Genomic DNA, 17,654 nt, shown 5'->3' with positions numbered 1-17,654 from the left:
TCTGGCGCAGCGGATGGGTGGGCAGATCCGCGGAATCCCAGGCGCCGTCCTCGGCTGGGACATGACGGCAGCACTGGCCATGGCGTCTGCCATGGGCATTTCCCCGCGCGCCGTGGTGGAACTGCTGCCGGTGATCGAGGCCGTGATGGTTCGCAAGCTGAACGAAGAGAGAGAAGGTCGCCGCGATGGCTGAGAAACGGGTCTCTGTCCGCCTCGCGGCCGTCGGTGGCCGCCAGGTCCGCGCGGAGCTGGAAGGGATCGGCGAGGCAGGGACGCGCGGCCTCGGGCGCCTGTCGCGCGAGATGGAAGCTGCGAACACCCGGCTTGCCGCCTTCGCGCGCCGTGCCGGGATCGCCATGGCTGCGGCTGCCTCTGCTGCCACGGCAGGGCTTGGCATCATCGTGCGCAACGCGGCCCAGAGCGCCGACCAGATCCGGCAGTTCGCGCAAGTCGCCAATGCCACACCCGAGAGCTTCCAGCGCTGGGCGGCAGGCGCGCGCACGGTCGGTGTCGAACAGGAGAAGCTCGCCGACATCCTGAAGGACGTGAACGACCGGGTCGGGGATTTCCTGCAGACCGGTGGCGGGCCGATGAAGGACTTCTTCGAGCAGATCGCCCCACGCGTGGGCGTCACGGCCGAAGAGTTCGCGCGCCTCTCGGGGCCAGAGGCGCTGCAGCTTTATGTGACCTCGCTCGAGAAGGCGGGGCTCAGCCAGCAGGAGATGACCTTCTATCTGGAGGCCATGGCATCGGACGCTACACGCCTTCTACCGCTTCTGCGCGATGGCGGGGCCGAGATGACCCGCTTCGGCGATCAGGCCCGCTCGGTCGGCGCGATTCTCGACGGCGAGGCACTGTCCTCGCTGCGCCAGACCCAGATTGCATTGGGCAGTCTCGGCATGGTTTTCGACGGGATCCGCAACCAGATCGCAGTCGCTGTTGCGCCCGCCGTCACCTGGCTCGCCGAGGCTTTCGTGGCGCTTGCCTATGAAGGCGGGGCGCTTAGGACGGCACTCGATGCGCTCGGCGAGAACCTGGGGCGCATGGCGTCCTATGCCGCGGCGTTCGTGGGAATCATAGCCGCGCGCTGGGTGGCAGGGCTGGCGGCCGCCGCCCTCTCCGTCCGGGGTCTCGCGACCGCGCTTGTCGTCCTGCGCGGCGCGCTGATCCGCACCGGCATCGGGGCGCTGATCGTCGGCGCGGGCGAGTTGATCTTCCAGTTCGGGCGGCTGGTTCAGGGTACGGGCAGCGTCGGAGCCGCGCTGGGCCTTCTGGGCGACGTGGCTCGCGAGGTCTGGGACCGCATGAAGCTTGGCATGGTGGCGCTGGGCCTTTCGATCATGGCGGGCTGGGCCGAGATCAGCGCAGGCATCACTGCCGCCCTGCAGACCGGCCTCGAGGCAGTGGTGGGCTTCGGGAATGCCACGCTCAACACCTTCCAAGGGGCGATGGAGGCGGTGAAGGTGCTCTGGTCGGCCCTGCCCGCCACCATCGGCGAGTTCGCCTATGGCGCGGCCAACGCGCTGATCGGCGGGGTCGAGGCCATGCTGAACGGCGTGGCCGCACGCATTGACGGCTTCCTCGAAGGCATCAATGCCGGCCTCGATGTGCTGGGCATCGAAAAACGGGTGCCGCTCATCGGGACCATCGAGCTTGGCGGGATCGAGAACCCGTTTGAAGGGGCTGCGGCCAATGCCGGGGCGGAAGCGCGCGCGGCCTTCGAGGCGGCCTTCAGCAGCGATCCCATCGCGCCCCCCGATCTGGGCCTCACCGCTGCAGCTGAGGCAGCGCGGGGCGAGGCCGCACGTCTGCGCGACATGATGGGCGAGGTGGCGACGGCCGCCACGGCGCCTCTGCAATCCGTGGCCGCCCTGCGGGATGCAGTTTCGGCGTCGGGGAGCGAGGCTGCAGCTGGGCTCGAGGACGCAAGCACGGCCGCGAGCGGACTCGGCACTGCCCTTCAGGGGGCTGGCGAGGCCGCGGAAGCTGCCGGTAGTTCGGGGCGAGGCGCGGGCAATGCGCTGCGCGAAGGGGCCGACGCGGCCAAGAATGCCTGGGAGGCCACGGCCGATGCCGTCCGCAAGGCGCAGGAGAAGTCCCGCGAGATCGCCCAAGGCCTCGCGCAGGACATCACCGGCCCGATCAAGGAGGCCCTGACCTCGGGCGAGTTCACCTGGGAGAGTTTTGCTGGGGCGATCTCGCGGATCGCGCAGAACCTCGCGACCCGGCTGATCGATCTGGCCTTCAAGCCAATCGAGAACGCGCTGATCAACGCCTTCACTGGTGGAGGTGCCGGGGGCGGCGGCGGGTTCTTCGCCAGTCTCTTCGGTTTTGCCAAGGGTGGGGTCTTTGCCGGTGGCGCGGAACTGACCGCCTTCGCGCAGGGTGGTGTCGTGAACCGGCCGACTGTGTTTCCCTTCGCCAAAGGCGTGGGCCTTATGGGTGAAGCCGGGCCAGAGGCCATCCTGCCCCTGCGTCGTGGCAAGGGCGGCAGGCTTGGGGTCGAGATGAATGGTGATGGCGCGGCCGCGGCATCTTCGATGTCGACGCGCATCATCAACGTGCTGGACCCCTCCGTTGTCGGCGACTATCTCGCCACGCCCTCGGGCGAGCGAGCGATTCTGAACGTCATCCGTCGCAATCGGGGTGCCATCAATGCCTAACCCAGATGGCCGACCGCCGCCCTGGCCCTTTCCGGCGGCGCAGGAGATCACCGAGGTTCTGGAATGGCGCACGGATGTGCTGCAGTCCCGAGCGGGCGAACAGCGCATTGCGCTCCGGTCCCGTCCCCGCGAGATCGTCACCTTCCAGCATCGCTGTGATGCGCTGGGAATGGCGCGCGCGGCGGAACTGGTGCGGGCCGGGTTTGTCGGGGAGTGGCGGGTGCCGCTTTGGCACTTGGCGGTGCAGCCGACGGCAGATGTTGTGCAGGGGGCGGCGGAGATCGCCGTCGATACGACAGTGGCGGATTTCCGGGCGGGGGATGGTGTGGTTGTCGCTGTGGATGGACGCGAGGCATCTATCGCAGAGATCGCCGCTGTGGAGGCAGATCGGCTAATCCTGGTGGAACCGCTGGGTGCGCAGCTGCCCGCAGCCATCGTGGCGGCCCTTCGCGTCAGCATCGCACCGGTGCGGGCGGGTATTTTGTCAGGCCCTGTCGAGATCGCACGGCGTCGCCAAAACGATGGCCTTGTGACCGCCACCTTCCTGCTTCGCGACGCGCCAGATCTGTCCGCACCGGTCATGCCAACCTATCTCGGCCGTCCGGTTCAGACCGACCCGAGCCTGACCCGTTCGCCGATCACCGCCAGTCTGCGCCGCGCCATCGAATACGTCGACAACGGCTTCGGGCCGGTCGTGGTGGAACCGTTGCGGGATCAGTTAGAGAGGGGCGAGGCGATTACCCTGAAGGCTCAGGGCGCGGCGGAACGTTGGGCACTGCGTCGCTGGCTGTGGTCGCTGCGCGGCAGGCAAACCAGCTTCTGGTTGCCATCCTGGGGGCGCGAGCTGCAACTGCGCGCGGCCATGACCTCGGGATCCACGCTGATGCGCGTTGCGCCTATCACGGACCTGGCGGGTTATGTCGGGCGCGCGATCCTGCTCGAGATGCCAAGCGGGTTGCGTTTCCGGACGATCAACGCGGCTGTGGCGGATGGCGCGGATCATCGGCTGACGCTGTCCTCGAGCCTCGGCGAGCCGGTGGCCATCGGGACCAAGGTGCATTTCCTGACGCTGCTGCGGTCGGATGCGGACCGCGTAGAGATCCGGCATGGGGCCGTGGCGAGTAAGGTTTCAGTGACGATAATTCAGACGGGTCAATAAACTACGTTTGTAGAATTATACTCTCCAAAGGCAGGACATTTCACTTCTCAACTCTAAAAACCCATCGCCAGATTTTCAAAGAAAGGAACACCATGATGCTTGGGAAGCACATCATAAATAGAAATTCCAAAGCGTTGACTTGAGCATACCGCCCACTTAGGCTGATTTCGGCATAATACAAGAATGAAAAAAGGAGTGGGTTCCAAATAACAAACAGACCCAGTGAAAGCCGACTTGGAAAATCCAGATCTTTACCAATAGCACGGAGCTCATTCGCGAGCCAAACTGATTCCGACCTGTCACGCTTAAGCACCACATCAATGCTCGCTCGCGCTCCGTAAACCGAAAATCCTATTGTGGCCAATCCTAGGCCGCTCAATAAACCTTGGTAGAAAACCGAAGACTGAAACCTTGGAGCCATTCTAGGGCCAAGAAATGTCTCAAGTAGCATTAAGCAAAGCACAACAATTATTGAAGCAAAGAATAGAAACAGAACAAAACCAAATGCTCCTACTGCGAATTTCTTCATATCTAATCTTTGTCCCTGCAGGGGTCCACACTGCCAAGCATCCTCCAAAAACCATTGACGATCAAGGTCCTCAGTTTGAGTTAAGTGAGCTTACTTTTCTTCTAGTCCTTGAGTGGAGTATACGTACCAACCGTCTGCCTGATCCTAGCCACAAAATCGCCCATGCCTTGTGCTGAGAACAGGGAATGGATCGCTCACCGGTGCCCCCACCAAGGCCGGAATTTCCCTGGCCATTTCAGTCCCCTGAATCATCCGGGATCGGGTTTGGGGGGGTGCGATTTGATGGCTTGATCGCTGAATACGGCGCAGACGTCCTTTTGGGCATGGTCTTTCTGATCTTGATTGCAGCGATACGCCGCACTTTTCGACCAAGGACGGAGGTAGCGACGCTCCCGCCTCTGCCGAAGGATCCGTTGTCGCCGTGGGGAACAACGCCCGGCCCTGAAGTCGCGCGACCACCTGCATCCCTGCAGTCTGTACCAAATCTTGCTCCGTCCGGACGGCGGTGGAGGGGCATGATGCGATCCCGGTTTGCAGGCTGCAAATGGCGCGTGGATGATCTGCCATCGGACGACGCTGGCTTCGTTCGATGGATCTGCGCTGATTGCGGATCAGAGGGGTATTCCCGCGGCGGAGAACCACCGGTTGTGTGCAAGCGCAACCTGAAGCCCCGCGCAATCTGACCTCCGTTCAGCATGAATACGATGAACCGACCTCGTGATCGAGGATCGGCAATCGGCCATTGGATGCCTTGTAGATGACCTACGCCACAATCGAGTCCTCCCATGCCGAGGGCCGCCCCTACTACCTCTATCAGTTCATCGAGGGCGATCAGGTCTGGCGCTTCACCAGCCGGGCCACGGACTGGATCAGTGCAGCCAGCGAGGGCGATACGATCAGCTGGGAAGCAGCTGCCATTTCCCATGGCGATGTTGTTCAGACCAGCGAGATCGAGCGTGGGCGGCTGGAACTGACCTGGCCACTATCACATCCTTTCGCGCGGCGATTCCTCGCGCCCTTGGGCAACACGCCTGTCACGCTGACCATCTTCCGCGGCCACGAGCAGGTGCTGAGCGAGACGGTTGCCCATTGGAAGGGGCGCATTGTGGGTGCCGAGGTCGAGGGCGTCCGGATCCTGCTGAACTGTGAATCCGTCTTCAGCACCCTGCGCCGGGCAGGTGTCCGCGCAAAGTACCAGCGCCTCTGCCGCCATGCGCTCTACGGGCGCGGCTGCGGGCTCGATATCGGGTTCCACTGGCAGACCGTCACCGTGACGGCCGCGTCGGGGAATGCCCTGACCATTCCTGAGGCGGCTGGACAGCCCGATGGTTGGTTTCGCGGCGGGGTGCTGAGGTTCGGCGCCCAGCTTGGGTTCATCACAGGGCATGTCGGGACAACCCTCACGCTTTCGCGGCCGATGCCGGAACTGGCGGCGGCGCTGGCCGCACCCGAGAGCGATCCCGAGACCGGTGATCCGATCCCCGTCGTCGCCGATATCGCCCCGGGCTGCGACCTGCGCGCGGCCACCTGTGCGGCCAAGTTCGGCAACCTCGCGAACTTCGGGGGCTTCCCCGAGATCCCAGGCCGCAATCCCTTCGGCGGCAGTTCCATCGTCTGAGCATCTCCCATGGTCTGGACCTTCATTGCGCGGCTCGTTCTCGGGCTCGTGCTTTCGGCGATTTCCTATGCGCTGAGCCCGCGACCCAAGGTCGAGAAGTCCCAGGCGGCAGGGCTCGACGACTTCACGCTGCCGACGGCCGAAGAGGGCCGACCAATCCCGGTCGTTTTCGGCACCGTCCTAATCACCGGTCCGAACGTCGTCTGGGCCGGAGACCTGAGGGTTGATCCCATCCAGAAGAAAGGCGGCAAGAAGTGACCCGCGTGACGATCCAGGACCTGCGCGCGGCGCGCTACTGCCTCGCGGGCGTGCGGCCATGGTTTCGGCGGCATGGGCTCGACTGGCAGGCGTTTCTCGATGGCGGCATTGACGTCGAAACGCTCCGCTCAACGGGCGACGCGCTGGTGGAACCAGTGATCATGCAGGCTGAAGCGCGAGAGGCTGCTCAAGAAATGTCGAACGCGGAGGCAGACGATGGGCGGTAGGAGCAAGGCCCAGACTGTCGGCTATCGCTATTCGCTGGGTGTGCATCTGGCGCTCTGCCATGGACCGGTCGACGCCATCCGCGAGATCCTTGTCGACCGCCGCACCGCATGGTCGGTCACGACCGGCGGAGGCTCTTCCGGAGGCGGGGGAGCGGCGGTCGAGACGCGGATTGGCACCGTCGCGGGCATGGCCGCCACCGCGGCACTGGCGGGCGATAGCGGCGCAACCCTCAACTTTCCCGGCACCCGCGCTGGCGTGGGAATCGGACGCGATTACCGCCTCGCACTTGCCAACGGGTCGAGCCAGACGATCACCCTGCAGGCCGTCACCTTCGATGCCGCAACCAACATCACACGCTGGACAGTCCTGCCCGAGGCGCTGAGCTTCCCGACGCAATCGGTCGAGGTGTTCGAGGCCACGACCGGTGCCAGCAATACCGGAGCCGGTGGCGGCCGCATCCGGATCGACAAACCCGACCTCTTCGGCGGCGAGAGCCGCGAAGGTGGCATCCGCGGCGATGTCGATGTGCTGATGGGCGGGCCGAGCCAGGGGCCGAACGACTATCTCGCCGCGCGCATGGGCGGGGATGTGCCTGCCTATCGGAGTCTCTGCAGCCTCGTGCTGCGGCAAGTCTATCTCGGCATCAACCCTTACCTGAAGCCTTGGGCCGTGCGTGTCACGCGCGTCCTGACCGGTGAGGCCGGGGCGGCACAGTGGTATCCCGAGAAGGCGGCCATCGTGCCAGAGGCCAACATCTCGGATGCCGCAATCTACATCGCGCTCGATGTCTCGGGCTCCATGTCGGGCACGCGGATGGCGGCCCAGAAGGCGGGCGTGGCGGCGCTTATCCGCGAGATCGCCGCTGGTGTGGATCCTGACCGGCCGAACGACATCCGCATCGTCCTCTGGAACGTTTCTGTCGCCGGGTCGATCGAGCGCCGCAACATGGAGCCTGCGGACTACGCCGCGCTTGACGCCTGGATGCTGGGGCTCTCGAACTTCACCAATGGCGGCACGAGTTTCAACGCGGCCTTCGCGGAGGCAAACACCTTCTTTGCGGGCGGCGGGTCCAAACGCCGGATCGTGATCTTCGTGACCGATGGTGAGCCCGCACCCGTTTCCTCGGTCGATGCGGCGCTGGCGATCATCCGAACCCTGCCGCCTGCCGACATCTTCGGCTTCAACATCTCGCTCGCGAACACCGCCTACACCGCCCAGATCGACAACACCCCCGTCGATGGCGTGCCGGTGATTCCGCCCGGCAACCCGCAAGCGCTGGTCGCCTCCCTGCGCGGCGCCTTCGGCAACGGCCCGGACATGAACCCGGCCCATATCATCCGGGAATGCCTCACCAACAGGGATTGGGGCCTGGGATATTCCTCGGTCGAGATCGGGCCGAGTTTCACGGGGGCGGCGGATGCACTCTATACCGAGGGCTTCGGCCTGTCACTGATCTGGCAAAAGGACAGCTCCATCGAGGAGTTTATCGCCAGCGTCCTCGACCATATCGATGCCACTCTTTTCATCGACCGGCGCACAGGACTCTGGGAGTTGAAGCTGATCCGGGCGGATTATGTGGCCGCCAGCCTTCCCCTCTTCGACGAGACCAATGTCGTGGATTGGGGCCGTCTTGGTCGCCGGTCGCCCTCCGATCTTGTCAACAGCGTCACGGTACGTTTCACCGATGCCTGGAGCGACGACACCGGTGCGGTTTCTGTGACCGACACTGCTCGCGTCCAGGCGATGGGCGAGGTTCTGGCCACCACGCTCGACTATCCCGGTATCCGCTATCAGGGGCTCGCCTTGCGCGTGGCCGAGCGCGACCTGCGTGCCCTGTCCGCCCCCCTCCTGACCGGCGAGATCGTCGTCAACCGCGAGGGGGCCGATCTCGGCCCCGGCGATGTGATCCGGCTGCGTTCGACGCGGCTGGGCCTGGATGACGTCGTGATGCGGATTTCCGAGATCGGACAGGGGGACGGGCGCGACAACGGCATTCGACTGAAGATCGCCGAGGATGTATTCGCGCTGGGCGCCACGGCCATCGCGGGCGGGCGCATGCCTACCGGCACGGGCGTCGCCGCACCACCCCGGGCACTCGCGCGCCGCATGGTCGAGGAAGCTCCCTACTGGCTTCTGGTGCGCGAGCTTGGCCACAGCGAGGCCGACCGCCGCCTCGCCGAGGATCCCGATGCAGGTGCGCTAGTGGCCACCGGCGAACGCCCCAGCGCCGATGCACTGGCGGCCCAGCTCTGGATCGATCCCGGTACCGGACCCGCGCCGGAGGGCGTGGTGGCCTTCGCCCCGACGGCGCTGCTTGCCGCGGACGTGACCGGTAGCCCGGAAGCACGGGTGATCCCGGTCACCGGCTGGCGCGATATCGGCGAGGTCGAGATCGGCACGCTGGCCAGCATCGATGGCGAATTGGTCCGCGTCGACGGGATCACACCGACCAGCATCACCGTCGGCCGGGGATGCCTCGACACCGTCCCGCGCGCGCATGCCTCCGGCACGCCGGTCATCTTCTTCGACGAGGTGGCACGGATCACCGAGGATAGCTGGGCCGCAGGCGAGACCCTGGCGGCCCGGCTTCTGCCAGAGACCGGGCGCGGCACGCTGGCCTTCGCCCTCGCCCCCGAGGACAGCGTCACCCTCGACCGCCGCGGCATCCGGCCCCTGCCGCCCGGGCGCGTGCAAGGCAACGGCAGCTACGAGCTCAATGTTGATGCGCTGGTCATGGGCCCTCTCGCCATGACCTGGACGCACCGCGACCGGCTGACACAGACGAGCCCCGTCATCGTCGATCACACCGGGGGCTCCATCGGGCCGGAGCCCGGGGTCGGCTACATCATCGAGGTGCGCTGGGTGGACCCTGATACGGGGGCGGCCATCCTGCCCGCAGGCGTGGTGATCGATGCAGGCAGTGACGCCAGCTGGTCCCTCGCGCCGGAGGCCATCCCGGAACTCGGCGCCCCGGATCGCACGGCCGAGATCGAACTGGCCGTCCGCTCGCGGCGTCTGGTCGAGGGAAGCTGGGTCACCGATCGCGAGGCGCGCTGGTTTCGGCTGACGGCACCGTTTGCCGCCGGATGGGACCGCGGCTGGGGGTTCCTCTGGGGCACCTGACCCCTGAATTCACGATAACGAGCGAGGACGAGCATGCCGGAACGGATCATGCCGGGATTGGGGCTGCGCGCCTTCTATGATCCTGGCCAGCGCAACTGGGGCACTAGTCTAAGCGAAGACCTGCGACGCCTCTCGGCCCTAGTGCAGGCCCGCGCCGCATCGCGCACCACGCCGCTGCCCACTACAGGCAGCACCGGTCAGATGCTGATCGTGCCCGCCACGGCCGGGGCCAATGCCAATACGCTGGCGCTTTGGGATCAGTCTCCGGCCGGGGCCGCCGCTTGGGTCTATCTCACCCCGCAGGAGGGCTGGCAGGTCTGGATCGCCGATGAGGCGCGGCATGTCCGCTTCACGGCCGGGGCATGGGTCGAGGTGCCACGTCCAGGCATCGTGCGCATCCGGACCCTGACCGCCACCAGCCACACGCTGGAGGCCGTCGATCTTGGCAGCATTATTGAGACCACCGGTTCCTCGGCTGTCACGGTGACCATTCCCGCCGAGGCCTCCGTTCCCTTCGAGACCGGTTCGCTGATCAACGTGACGCAGGTTGGCGCCGGGGTCGCGACGGTGGCCGCTGCGGCCGGAGTGTCTCTGAATGGCGTGTTGGGCGGTTCCGTTGCCCTCGACGGCCAATGGGCGGGGGCCGCCCTTGTAAAGCGCGGGGCCGATGCATGGATCATCCAAGGCGCGCTGCTGGCGGGGGCTGTCGCATGAGCCTTCTGATGATGCGCGGCGCCATCCTTGCCCAAGGCGGGGATACCGGGCCTCCGGTCGATATTGGCGCGGTCTGGCAGCTGGACACCACCCGCCGTCCCGCGGGCTATACCCTGTCCAACGGCAACCGGACCGCCGTGAACATCTCGGGCGGCAGCGATTATCGAGGCTGGGTGCCGACCGCAAAGGCGATCCTGCCCACAGACGGGCGGCGCTATTGGGAAGTCCTTTGCGCCCCTGGTGCCGCAACCTTCGACGGCTACATGGGCGTCGTCGCGGCCGCGCTGCGCGAGGAGTTCAATGCAGGCCTCAACCCCATCACGCTGGGTTCGATCGGCTGGCGGGGCACCGGGGCGCTCTGGTCCTCGGCCACGACAACGGCTCAACAAAGCCTGACAGGTCTGCCCACCTTCGGCGCAAATGATGTGCTGATGTTCGTCCTCGATCCTTCCCTCGGCCGCCTCTGGATCGGCAAGAACGGCATCTGGCGCGACGATCCGGTGAGCGGGGTGGCGACCTGGACCGCTGGCGGAAGCGCGGCCTTCTATCCGCAGGTCCACGGGCGCAATCTCGGCGATGGCGGCACGATCCGCTCGCTGCCCTCGCAGTTCAGCTACCCGGTGCCTCCCGGCGTAACGGCACTGGGTTACCTCGAACCCGACCTCCGCGTCTTCGACGCCGCAGCTTTCCTCGAGATCGGTTGGGACCGCGGTCTCAGCATCGCGGGTGCGTCCCTCTGGATCAGCCGGGGTGGCGGGCCGCATCTCACCGCCGCCGATGCCGCGCTCTTCCTCGAACACGGTGGGGGTCGCGGCGCTACCTGGACCCAAGCCAACATCTACATCGAAGTGGAACTGCCATGAGTTACATCCTGCATCTCGGCCACCAGCCGACCGACGTCTCGGGCATCGCCGGGATGCTCAGTACCGTCGCTGGCGGCTTCGACGCGAACCTAGACATCAATGGTGTTCGCTTCATCGGATCGCGCACATATGCGGCCCCTTTTTCGGTCGCATTTTCGCCGCCCGTCGGCGATCTTTGGCTGGGCTTTCGCTATGTGCCACCCAGCGCCGACTCCGAGAACATCACAGAGGCGACGGCGAACTTCCTCGACATCTATGATGCGAACCTGGTCCGCATCGCGCAGGTTCAGCCCCTGTCCAGCACGAAGCGATACCACGCCATCGCCAGGGGGGACACGACTGTTCAGGGTGGGTCCAGCTACACCGCGTCCAACGGCCAACCGCAGTGGATCGACGTGCGGGTTTCGGTCGGAACAAGCATCACCATCGACTTCTATGTCGATGGCGTGCTGCAAAGTTCGGCCACGGCCGCCAACACCCAAGGCAAGGGCAAGCCGGTGCAGATCGTCTTTGCCAACACCGGTCTGCATGGCACGAGCACGACACGCACCTGGTACTACGCGCATTTCGCGGTGCTGGATGGGGTGTCGACCATCGGGCGACGCTTCGTGCGGCGCACCCCCAACGCCGTCGCGACCTTCAGCCAGATGGCGGGAAGCATCGATGCGCTCAAGGACGAGGATGTCGGCACGCGGGTGTCCAGCAACGCAGCCGGGCAGCGGTTGTCCTTCTCGCTGACCGGGCCGACCGGGCCAGCGGCCGTCGCGGCCGTCGCGGGCGTGCATGTGAAGCAGATCGCACAGGCGGGGACAGTCGGTCCGCAGGCGGCAGCGGGGTTCCTGCGGATGGGCGGGGTCAATCATGACGCGGCTCCGGTGACCGTGCCGTCCCTCATGCCACGGTCGATCTATTCCACTTGGGCACTGAACCCGGCCGACAGCAGTGCTTGGACCAGCCTGAACCTTCCTGCCGAAGTCGGGGTCCTATCCGCATGAGCCCGCGCCGTTCCGGAGAGGGCCATGTCCGCATGCCGGATGCCGAGTTCGAGGAACTCCTCGCGCGGGCGGCGGAAGAGGGGGCCAAACGCGCGCTGGCCGATGTCGGACTCGACGGCAAGGAAGCCGCCCTCGATATCCGCGATCTGCGCGCGCTCCTCGATGCCATCCGGTTTGTCCGCCGCACGGCCGTGCAGAGCGCGGTCCACCTGATCACGACCGGCGTCATCCTGGCACTGCTGGCGGGCATCGCGCTCAAGCTGAAGATCTTCGGCAGCGCGCCCTGACGGGGAGGCGCTGCCGATTTCATCATTGAAACCACCACCTCGCCCGCCCCCAAGGCGGGTTTTTCCATTTGAAGGAGCCACCATGCCGACCTTGTCTTTCCCCACCTGGCGCGACGTTCCCGAGAAGGCGTGGCGCTGGCCGAGTTTTTCGCCGGCCGAGATCGCCTGCCGCGGCACCGGTGCGATCAAGATCAACACCGAGGCCATGGACAAACTGCAGGCCCTGCGCGACCGGCTGGGCAAGCCGCTGATCATCCGCTCAGCTTATCGCAGCCCGGAACACAACCGTGCCGTCGGCGGAGCCCCGGCCTCGAAACACATGCAAGGCACCGCTTTCGACATCGCGATGTCGAACCACGATACGGTTGCCTTCGAGGCGGCGGCGCGGGCGGTCGGGTTCCTTGGGTTCGGGTACTATCCCCGCTCCGGCTTCATGCACATCGATCTCGGGCCTGCCCGATCCTGGGGCGATCCCTTCGCGGCGCGGCCCGTCCCCTTCGCCCCGGAACTGCCGCCTGCCCGAGAAGTCCTATCGGAAAGCCGCACCCTGCGCGGCGGCGGGGCCGCTGGGGCGGCGACCGTCGGCGCGGCAGGGGTAGAGGTTCTTCAAGACGTCCTCGCGGAAACCCAGTCCACGATCCAGCCGCTGGTGCCCTACCTCGACACGCTGCGCTGGGTGTTGATCGCTATCGCTCTGATCGGCATCGCCGTTACCATCCACGCCCGGCTCGATGACTGGAAACGGGGCCAGCGGTGATCGGTTGGCTCCTCACCCATGGCCCGGCGCGGAAAGCGCTGGGCCTGATCCTCGGTGCCGGAGCGATCCTGCTGTTTCTGCTGAACCTCCGCCGCGCCGGGGAACGCGCCGGGCGCGCCGCCGAGCAGCTTGATACCCGAGAGAGAAACGATGCCGTCCACCGCCAGATGCTCGACGCCGCCGCCCGCCGCCCTGCTGATCGCGTTGCTCTGGCTGACCGGCTGCGCGATGGCCGGTTCTAAGACCCGCGCACCGTGCCCGCCCGTGGTCGACTACACCACTGTCGAGCAGGTCAGAGCGGCAGACGAAGTTGAGGCGTTGCCAGAAGGGGCCGTGATCGTGCGGATGCTCAGCGACTACGCTGTGTTGCGCGACCAGGCGCGGGCATGCCGGTGAAATACGGGCCGGGCGAAGCCTGCTACGAAGCAAGTTCCAAATGCCTCGACCACGGCTCATCGCCCGGCCCGTTTCATGTATTCACGCTGTCAACGCGCGGCAGGGATTCGTCGCAAGTCGATGATGGCAGGTGCAGCCATGCCCGTCCCGCATGGCGATGGGCACAATTGTGCACCCTCAAGCATATGCGAGGCGCGCACTGGGCTTCAGCGCCAAGCGGTCAGCAAATCGTTCGTCCAGCTTTGCGGTGATGTCATCGAAGTAATTCCTGTCCTCGTCGATGGCGCCTATGATCGAAGCGACCTGTGCCGCGAGGGCCTTCGCCAGACTATCCAGTGGTCCACGCAGGTCAGCAGTCTTGGGATGTGAGGCTGCTGCGGTTGCTGCTGCCTTGGCCGCCCAGTCTGCCATGGCGAGGTATTCAAGTACGCGCTTCTGCTCGCCCTCATCTTGCGCCACTTGAAGGGTCTGCAATGCCCGAGCGGTACCGAAATGCTGCTTGAGCAACCGTCCGACCAGTCGGGGCCAGTCGTAGCTGTCCTTGGTATGGATTGGCAGGATCTGAGTTGGCAGCGCAGCCCCTCGGATCGGTTGAGCATGGGAAAGCAGGATTTGGAGGAGAGCACGAAGCCGCACAAGTTCCGCGGTACTGATCGGCTTGCCTCTCAGCAATCGGCATCTTGCCTCGAATGCGTCGACTGCCTCTTTCATCTTGTTCGCAGTGGCCACGGCCTGCTTCGTGGCTTTCGCTGGTTTCGTCGGTCCTTCTTGCGGTGTGGTTGGTGCGGCATCACTCGGTGCCGCAGGTTCGGTCATGCGGAAATCCATGGCCGCAATCGCCTTCAGTTCTCGATCTTCATCAGCGTCGAGATCCAGCCCGACGAGGCCAATGATCCGGTTGAGCGCCGCGCTCAGGGTGTTGGCCGGGCTGTCGTGTCGACCGAAAAACCCGCCCAAAATCTGGCTTCCCTGCGCCATTGAACTGCTGCGTGCCCGCACGAATTCGTCATAGGACAGGATCGCATGAACCTGCTCTGTTGATGCAGCCGAGGGAGGGGCAAAGGCCTTCGGTGAAGGATCTGCAGTCGCACCGGTTTCTTCAAGCTCCAGCGCTTCGAGCTGGTTCAGGGTCTCGATCAGGATCAGGTCTTCGTTCATCGCCTCGGCAAGGATATCCGTCAGTGACTTCTTGCGACCTTGCGCGGGTGGTAGCGTGCGGACGGCGAGGACATCGAGATCAATGACCTGGACCGGCGCGGATACGGAGCCATCGGCAAAATGGACGATGCCGGACTTGGGACGTCCTGCTTCGAGTTCCATGCGCCAAGCCGTGTCGCCTCCTTGCACAAGGTCAATACGATTACCGAACTGAACCTCGTCCCGGTCCTGCAGGGTGATGGCAGTGGCCGAGCCAGGCACAAAACCGGCTGGCGGCTTCCAGAATAACCGTCCCGACTGCAAGGTCATCGTCCCACCATCGGTGTACGCCTCGCCCGATGGACTTTTCGCCGTGGCGGAGGCCAGGTCGTGAAGATCAGTCGGCTGCAACGGCGCATCGCGGTAGCTCTCTAGGCCAAGCGCTGCGAGGGCCGTTCGCGGCGGAACGCGCTTGTAGATCCCGGCCTCGGCGTTGCCGCGCACAATCGTTGGGCCGAGCAAGGCAGGCAAGGTACAGTTCATGCTGCCCGAGATCACGTGATCCCATGCCTGGCCTTGTGCAATCACGAGCTTAGCGTGGACAAACCTCTTGCTGTCGGACGTGTCGACCTTGAAAATCTCGATGTCCGAGAGCCGCGGCAGTTCGGATTTCGGGAAGTAAGTCGAAGCGGCGTCGATCAGCAAATCCGTCGGCGGGTCGCCCATGATGGCCCTCAATCGTGCCAGCCCTTCGAGTTTCATGTCCCAATAGGGCGACACGACAATCAACCGCTCTATCCGATCATCGCCCACGCTGGCAGCGATCTGGTCGAGGATTGTCACGTCCGGACGATCATGCAGCAGCGCGACTTCAAGGTTGTCCTCCTGCTCTGGGAAAGGGTTTTCCATTGCCACGCGCAGCCAGGGCGACGAACGAAGCGCCCTCTGCATCGCTGTCGCAAACCAAAGGTCATCCGAGGGAACCTTGCTGCGAATGTAGTTCAGTGCCGCAGCGAAATGGTGGGCGGTGCCCGTCGCGTCATCGCCGTAGGAGAGGCTGGCGACCAGTTCCCTATTTCCACCGAGGCCGAGCGCGGTCAGATTGGCCGAGCCGATCAGCAATCGGCCCTTCTTCGCCCCGATGAGCAAGGTGATCTTCGGGTGGAAGGCACCCGGCGCATCGGCCTTGACAAGGTGATAGCTGCTTCCTGCGAATTTCGGTGGGCCCAGTTCGGCAAAGCTCTGGTTGACCATCTGCCGATCGGCAAGGACCACGATGTTACGACAGCCAGATCCCCGCAGCCGCGAGAACGGGACGTCCTCGAACGCCTGCGCCCCGAAGGCGTAAGTTGTCAGAAATGCCGAGTGAAAACCGCTTTCGCCGAATACATCAAAGTACTTCATGCGGCATCAAGCTCCGCGCGGCCGATCTCGGTCAGCCCTTCATCGTCAATCAGCTTGACGTCCCGAAGGAACCGCATGGCTTGATCCAGGCGCGGGCTGCTTGGCGACACCCGGAAACGATCCCTGAACCGCAGCAATCCCTCCTCGGGCTCGATCAGGAAGGTATAGGCTTTCTGGTTGCGGAACTTACGCGACGCCACCCAGAGATGGCGTTTCAGGACACGTTCACGAACCACGGCGACAAGGACAGTTCGGGCATTCTCCTGCTCTCGCGCCTGCAGGTAGTTTACTTCTGTCCGCAGCGACTGGAAGTGGTCCGGCGCATTCAGCGCGCTGTCCAGCAACTGGCCGAAGGCTGCCGCCCTTTCGAATAGCGCCGCGACAAGCGCCACGACAGATTGCATTCGCGTTGCCCGATCCCCCGAAGCCCGGGCCTCGACCATGCGCTCGTCAGCTAACTTCGCGGCCTTGGCCGGATCTAACCCTTCGAGCAGGCTCGCGGAGTAGTCCCGCCAAGTCATGCCATCGGGCACGTCGACAAGGCCGACCAATTCCGACACCACCTCACCGAGCGGCATCCGCCCCAATTCCGCCTCTTGCAGAATGTCCAAGGCAAGATCGAGGATGTTCTCATAGGCAAGCCGCACGAGATCACATGCCTGATAAAGCGCCCACAAGACGCGAACGTCCTCGATTGCAGGAGCGGGTTCGGATGCCGGATGGCCAGCACTGAACCATTCCCATTTCACGGCCTCGGCGCGCGGCACCGCCTTCGTCGCACCAATGAGCTGCAGAAGCATGATTGCGGTGGATCTTCGCAGCTTGTCGGGCGCGATTGCTGGCGATACTTGGCCAAGCAGCACTTGGACGAGCAGCCGATGTTCGGCGCTACCCACCACGATATCGGAGGGTTGCATCGGCGCCATTCGGTCGAGATCGGCTAGCGTCACTTTTCCGTCTTTCACGCAGCGCAGGAATGCAGTCCCGAGCTCACCAATCTCCGCGGCGAAAGCCTCTGCCAATGGAAGTGCGCGGTTCGTGCAGACTGCAATCGGGTTCCGATCATCGCCAAGTGTGATCAGGCCCATCTCGAACATCTGAGTGGCATAGATGCCGCCGAATGCACCGCCCTTGTTGCGCAAGTAGCGCTGGCCGACGTCCGTGTCCGGATCGGCCCCGACTGAAAAGTCTATCATCGTCTCCGGATCGTTCGGAACGTCGCCCAGTTGCTTTTGCGCCCAATCTATCCCGGCAACGCCCAATTCGGTCGAGCCCCGCGCAGCAATAAGGGCAAAGAGGGTCTCACAGCGTCGCTGGAACGCCCGGAAGGCGACGGGGTCGGTGTCTCCCTTCTCCCTAGCGTAGACTTCAAGCATCCAGACGAAGAACGAGTAATCCCACATTCTCCAAGTAAGTCGCTGATTTCGCTGTCGTAATCGTGATATTTCGCATATAAATCATGGCGTTGACGGCTGCGAGGGGCGCGTTTCATGGATCACCTGGAGGGTGCGGGCTTGGCGCGG

The 17,654-nt window shown here is 64.6% G+C and carries 17 protein-coding genes; 14 read left to right on the top strand and 3 right to left on the bottom strand.

Annotated features, from left to right (window positions below; translation table 11 throughout):
* Positions 1-13: 13 nt before the first annotated feature.
* The 3 genes from GU927_RS20575 to GU927_RS19330 are packed head-to-tail and all read left to right on the top strand — an operon-like array spanning position 14 to position 3,822.
* Positions 14-193, top strand: coding sequence for a DUF7697 family protein (locus GU927_RS20575; protein ID WP_161764049.1), 180 nt, complete (start codon positions 14-16; stop codon positions 191-193).
* Positions 186-2,663 carry a phage tail tape measure protein gene (locus GU927_RS19335; RefSeq protein WP_161764048.1) on the top strand — a complete coding sequence of 826 codons (2,478 nt, stop codon included), beginning with the start codon at positions 186-188 and terminating at the stop codon, positions 2,661-2,663. The genes GU927_RS20575 and GU927_RS19335 overlap by 8 nt, the downstream gene beginning before the upstream one ends.
* Positions 2,656-3,822, top strand: a complete 1,167-nt coding sequence (locus GU927_RS19330; protein WP_161764047.1) for a hypothetical protein — start codon at positions 2,656-2,658, stop codon at positions 3,820-3,822. The genes GU927_RS19335 and GU927_RS19330 overlap by 8 nt, the downstream gene beginning before the upstream one ends.
* Before the next feature lie 40 nt (positions 3,823-3,862).
* On the opposite strand, the gene GU927_RS19325 is transcribed toward GU927_RS19330, so the two are convergent.
* The gene (locus GU927_RS19325) at positions 3,863-4,351 is read right to left on the bottom strand and encodes a hypothetical protein (RefSeq protein ID WP_161764046.1); all 489 of its coding nucleotides are present in this window, start codon (positions 4,349-4,351) and stop codon (positions 3,863-3,865) included.
* Between the two features lie 757 nt (positions 4,352-5,108).
* Between GU927_RS19325 and GU927_RS19320 the strand changes: the two genes are divergently transcribed.
* The 11 genes from GU927_RS19320 (at position 5,109) to GU927_RS20660 (ending at position 13,590) form a co-directional block, all read left to right on the top strand.
* Positions 5,109-5,969, top strand: coding sequence for a phage BR0599 family protein (locus GU927_RS19320; RefSeq protein ID WP_161764045.1), 861 nt, complete (start codon positions 5,109-5,111; stop codon positions 5,967-5,969).
* A 9-nt stretch (positions 5,970-5,978) separates the two neighbouring features.
* Positions 5,979-6,227, top strand: a complete 249-nt coding sequence (locus GU927_RS19315; protein ID WP_161764044.1) for a hypothetical protein — start codon at positions 5,979-5,981, stop codon at positions 6,225-6,227.
* The gene (locus tag GU927_RS19310; RefSeq protein WP_161764043.1) at positions 6,224-6,454 is read left to right on the top strand and encodes a hypothetical protein; all 231 of its coding nucleotides are present in this window, start codon (positions 6,224-6,226) and stop codon (positions 6,452-6,454) included. The genes GU927_RS19315 and GU927_RS19310 overlap by 4 nt, the downstream gene beginning before the upstream one ends.
* The gene (locus tag GU927_RS19305) at positions 6,444-9,578 is read left to right on the top strand and encodes a phage tail protein (RefSeq protein WP_161764042.1); all 3,135 of its coding nucleotides are present in this window, start codon (positions 6,444-6,446) and stop codon (positions 9,576-9,578) included. The genes GU927_RS19310 and GU927_RS19305 overlap by 11 nt, the downstream gene beginning before the upstream one ends.
* Before the next feature lie 33 nt (positions 9,579-9,611).
* The gene (locus GU927_RS19300; RefSeq protein WP_161764041.1) at positions 9,612-10,292 is read left to right on the top strand and encodes a DUF2793 domain-containing protein; all 681 of its coding nucleotides are present in this window, start codon (positions 9,612-9,614) and stop codon (positions 10,290-10,292) included.
* Positions 10,289-11,155 (top strand): hypothetical protein, encoded by an 867-nt coding sequence (locus tag GU927_RS19295; protein ID WP_161764040.1) that lies wholly within the window; start codon positions 10,289-10,291, stop codon positions 11,153-11,155. The genes GU927_RS19300 and GU927_RS19295 overlap by 4 nt, the downstream gene beginning before the upstream one ends.
* Positions 11,152-12,150 (top strand): FscB, encoded by a 999-nt coding sequence (locus GU927_RS19290; RefSeq protein WP_161764039.1) that lies wholly within the window; start codon positions 11,152-11,154, stop codon positions 12,148-12,150. The genes GU927_RS19295 and GU927_RS19290 overlap by 4 nt, the downstream gene beginning before the upstream one ends.
* Positions 12,147-12,437: a DUF6127 family protein gene (locus GU927_RS19285; protein ID WP_161764038.1), complete on the top strand. Its 291-nt coding sequence runs from the start codon at positions 12,147-12,149 to the stop codon at positions 12,435-12,437. The genes GU927_RS19290 and GU927_RS19285 overlap by 4 nt, the downstream gene beginning before the upstream one ends.
* Positions 12,438-12,519: 82 nt before the next feature.
* A complete protein-coding gene (locus tag GU927_RS19280; protein WP_161764037.1) occupies positions 12,520-13,194 on the top strand; it encodes a YcbK family protein in 675 nt (224 codons plus the stop codon).
* Positions 13,191-13,436 (top strand): hypothetical protein, encoded by a 246-nt coding sequence (locus GU927_RS19275; protein WP_394357684.1) that lies wholly within the window; start codon positions 13,191-13,193, stop codon positions 13,434-13,436. The genes GU927_RS19280 and GU927_RS19275 overlap by 4 nt, the downstream gene beginning before the upstream one ends.
* Positions 13,437-13,458: 22 nt before the next feature.
* Positions 13,459-13,590: a hypothetical protein gene (locus GU927_RS20660; protein WP_332838510.1), complete on the top strand. Its 132-nt coding sequence runs from the start codon at positions 13,459-13,461 to the stop codon at positions 13,588-13,590.
* A 177-nt stretch (positions 13,591-13,767) separates the two neighbouring features.
* Here the strand turns inward: GU927_RS20660 and GU927_RS19265 are convergent, their stop codons facing one another.
* Positions 13,768-16,131: a hypothetical protein gene (locus GU927_RS19265; protein WP_161764036.1), complete on the bottom strand. Its 2,364-nt coding sequence runs from the start codon at positions 16,129-16,131 to the stop codon at positions 13,768-13,770.
* Positions 16,128-17,534 carry a hypothetical protein gene (locus tag GU927_RS19260; RefSeq protein ID WP_161764035.1) on the bottom strand — a complete coding sequence of 469 codons (1,407 nt, stop codon included), beginning with the start codon at positions 17,532-17,534 and terminating at the stop codon, positions 16,128-16,130. Before GU927_RS19260 ends, GU927_RS19265 begins: the two co-directional genes overlap by 4 nt.
* Positions 17,535-17,654 lie beyond the last annotated feature (120 nt).

The organism is Paragemmobacter amnigenus, from assembly GCF_009908265.2.
Lineage (GTDB): Bacteria > Pseudomonadota > Alphaproteobacteria > Rhodobacterales > Rhodobacteraceae > Paragemmobacter > Paragemmobacter amnigenus.
This window is presented reverse-complemented; position numbering and strand designations above follow the sequence as displayed.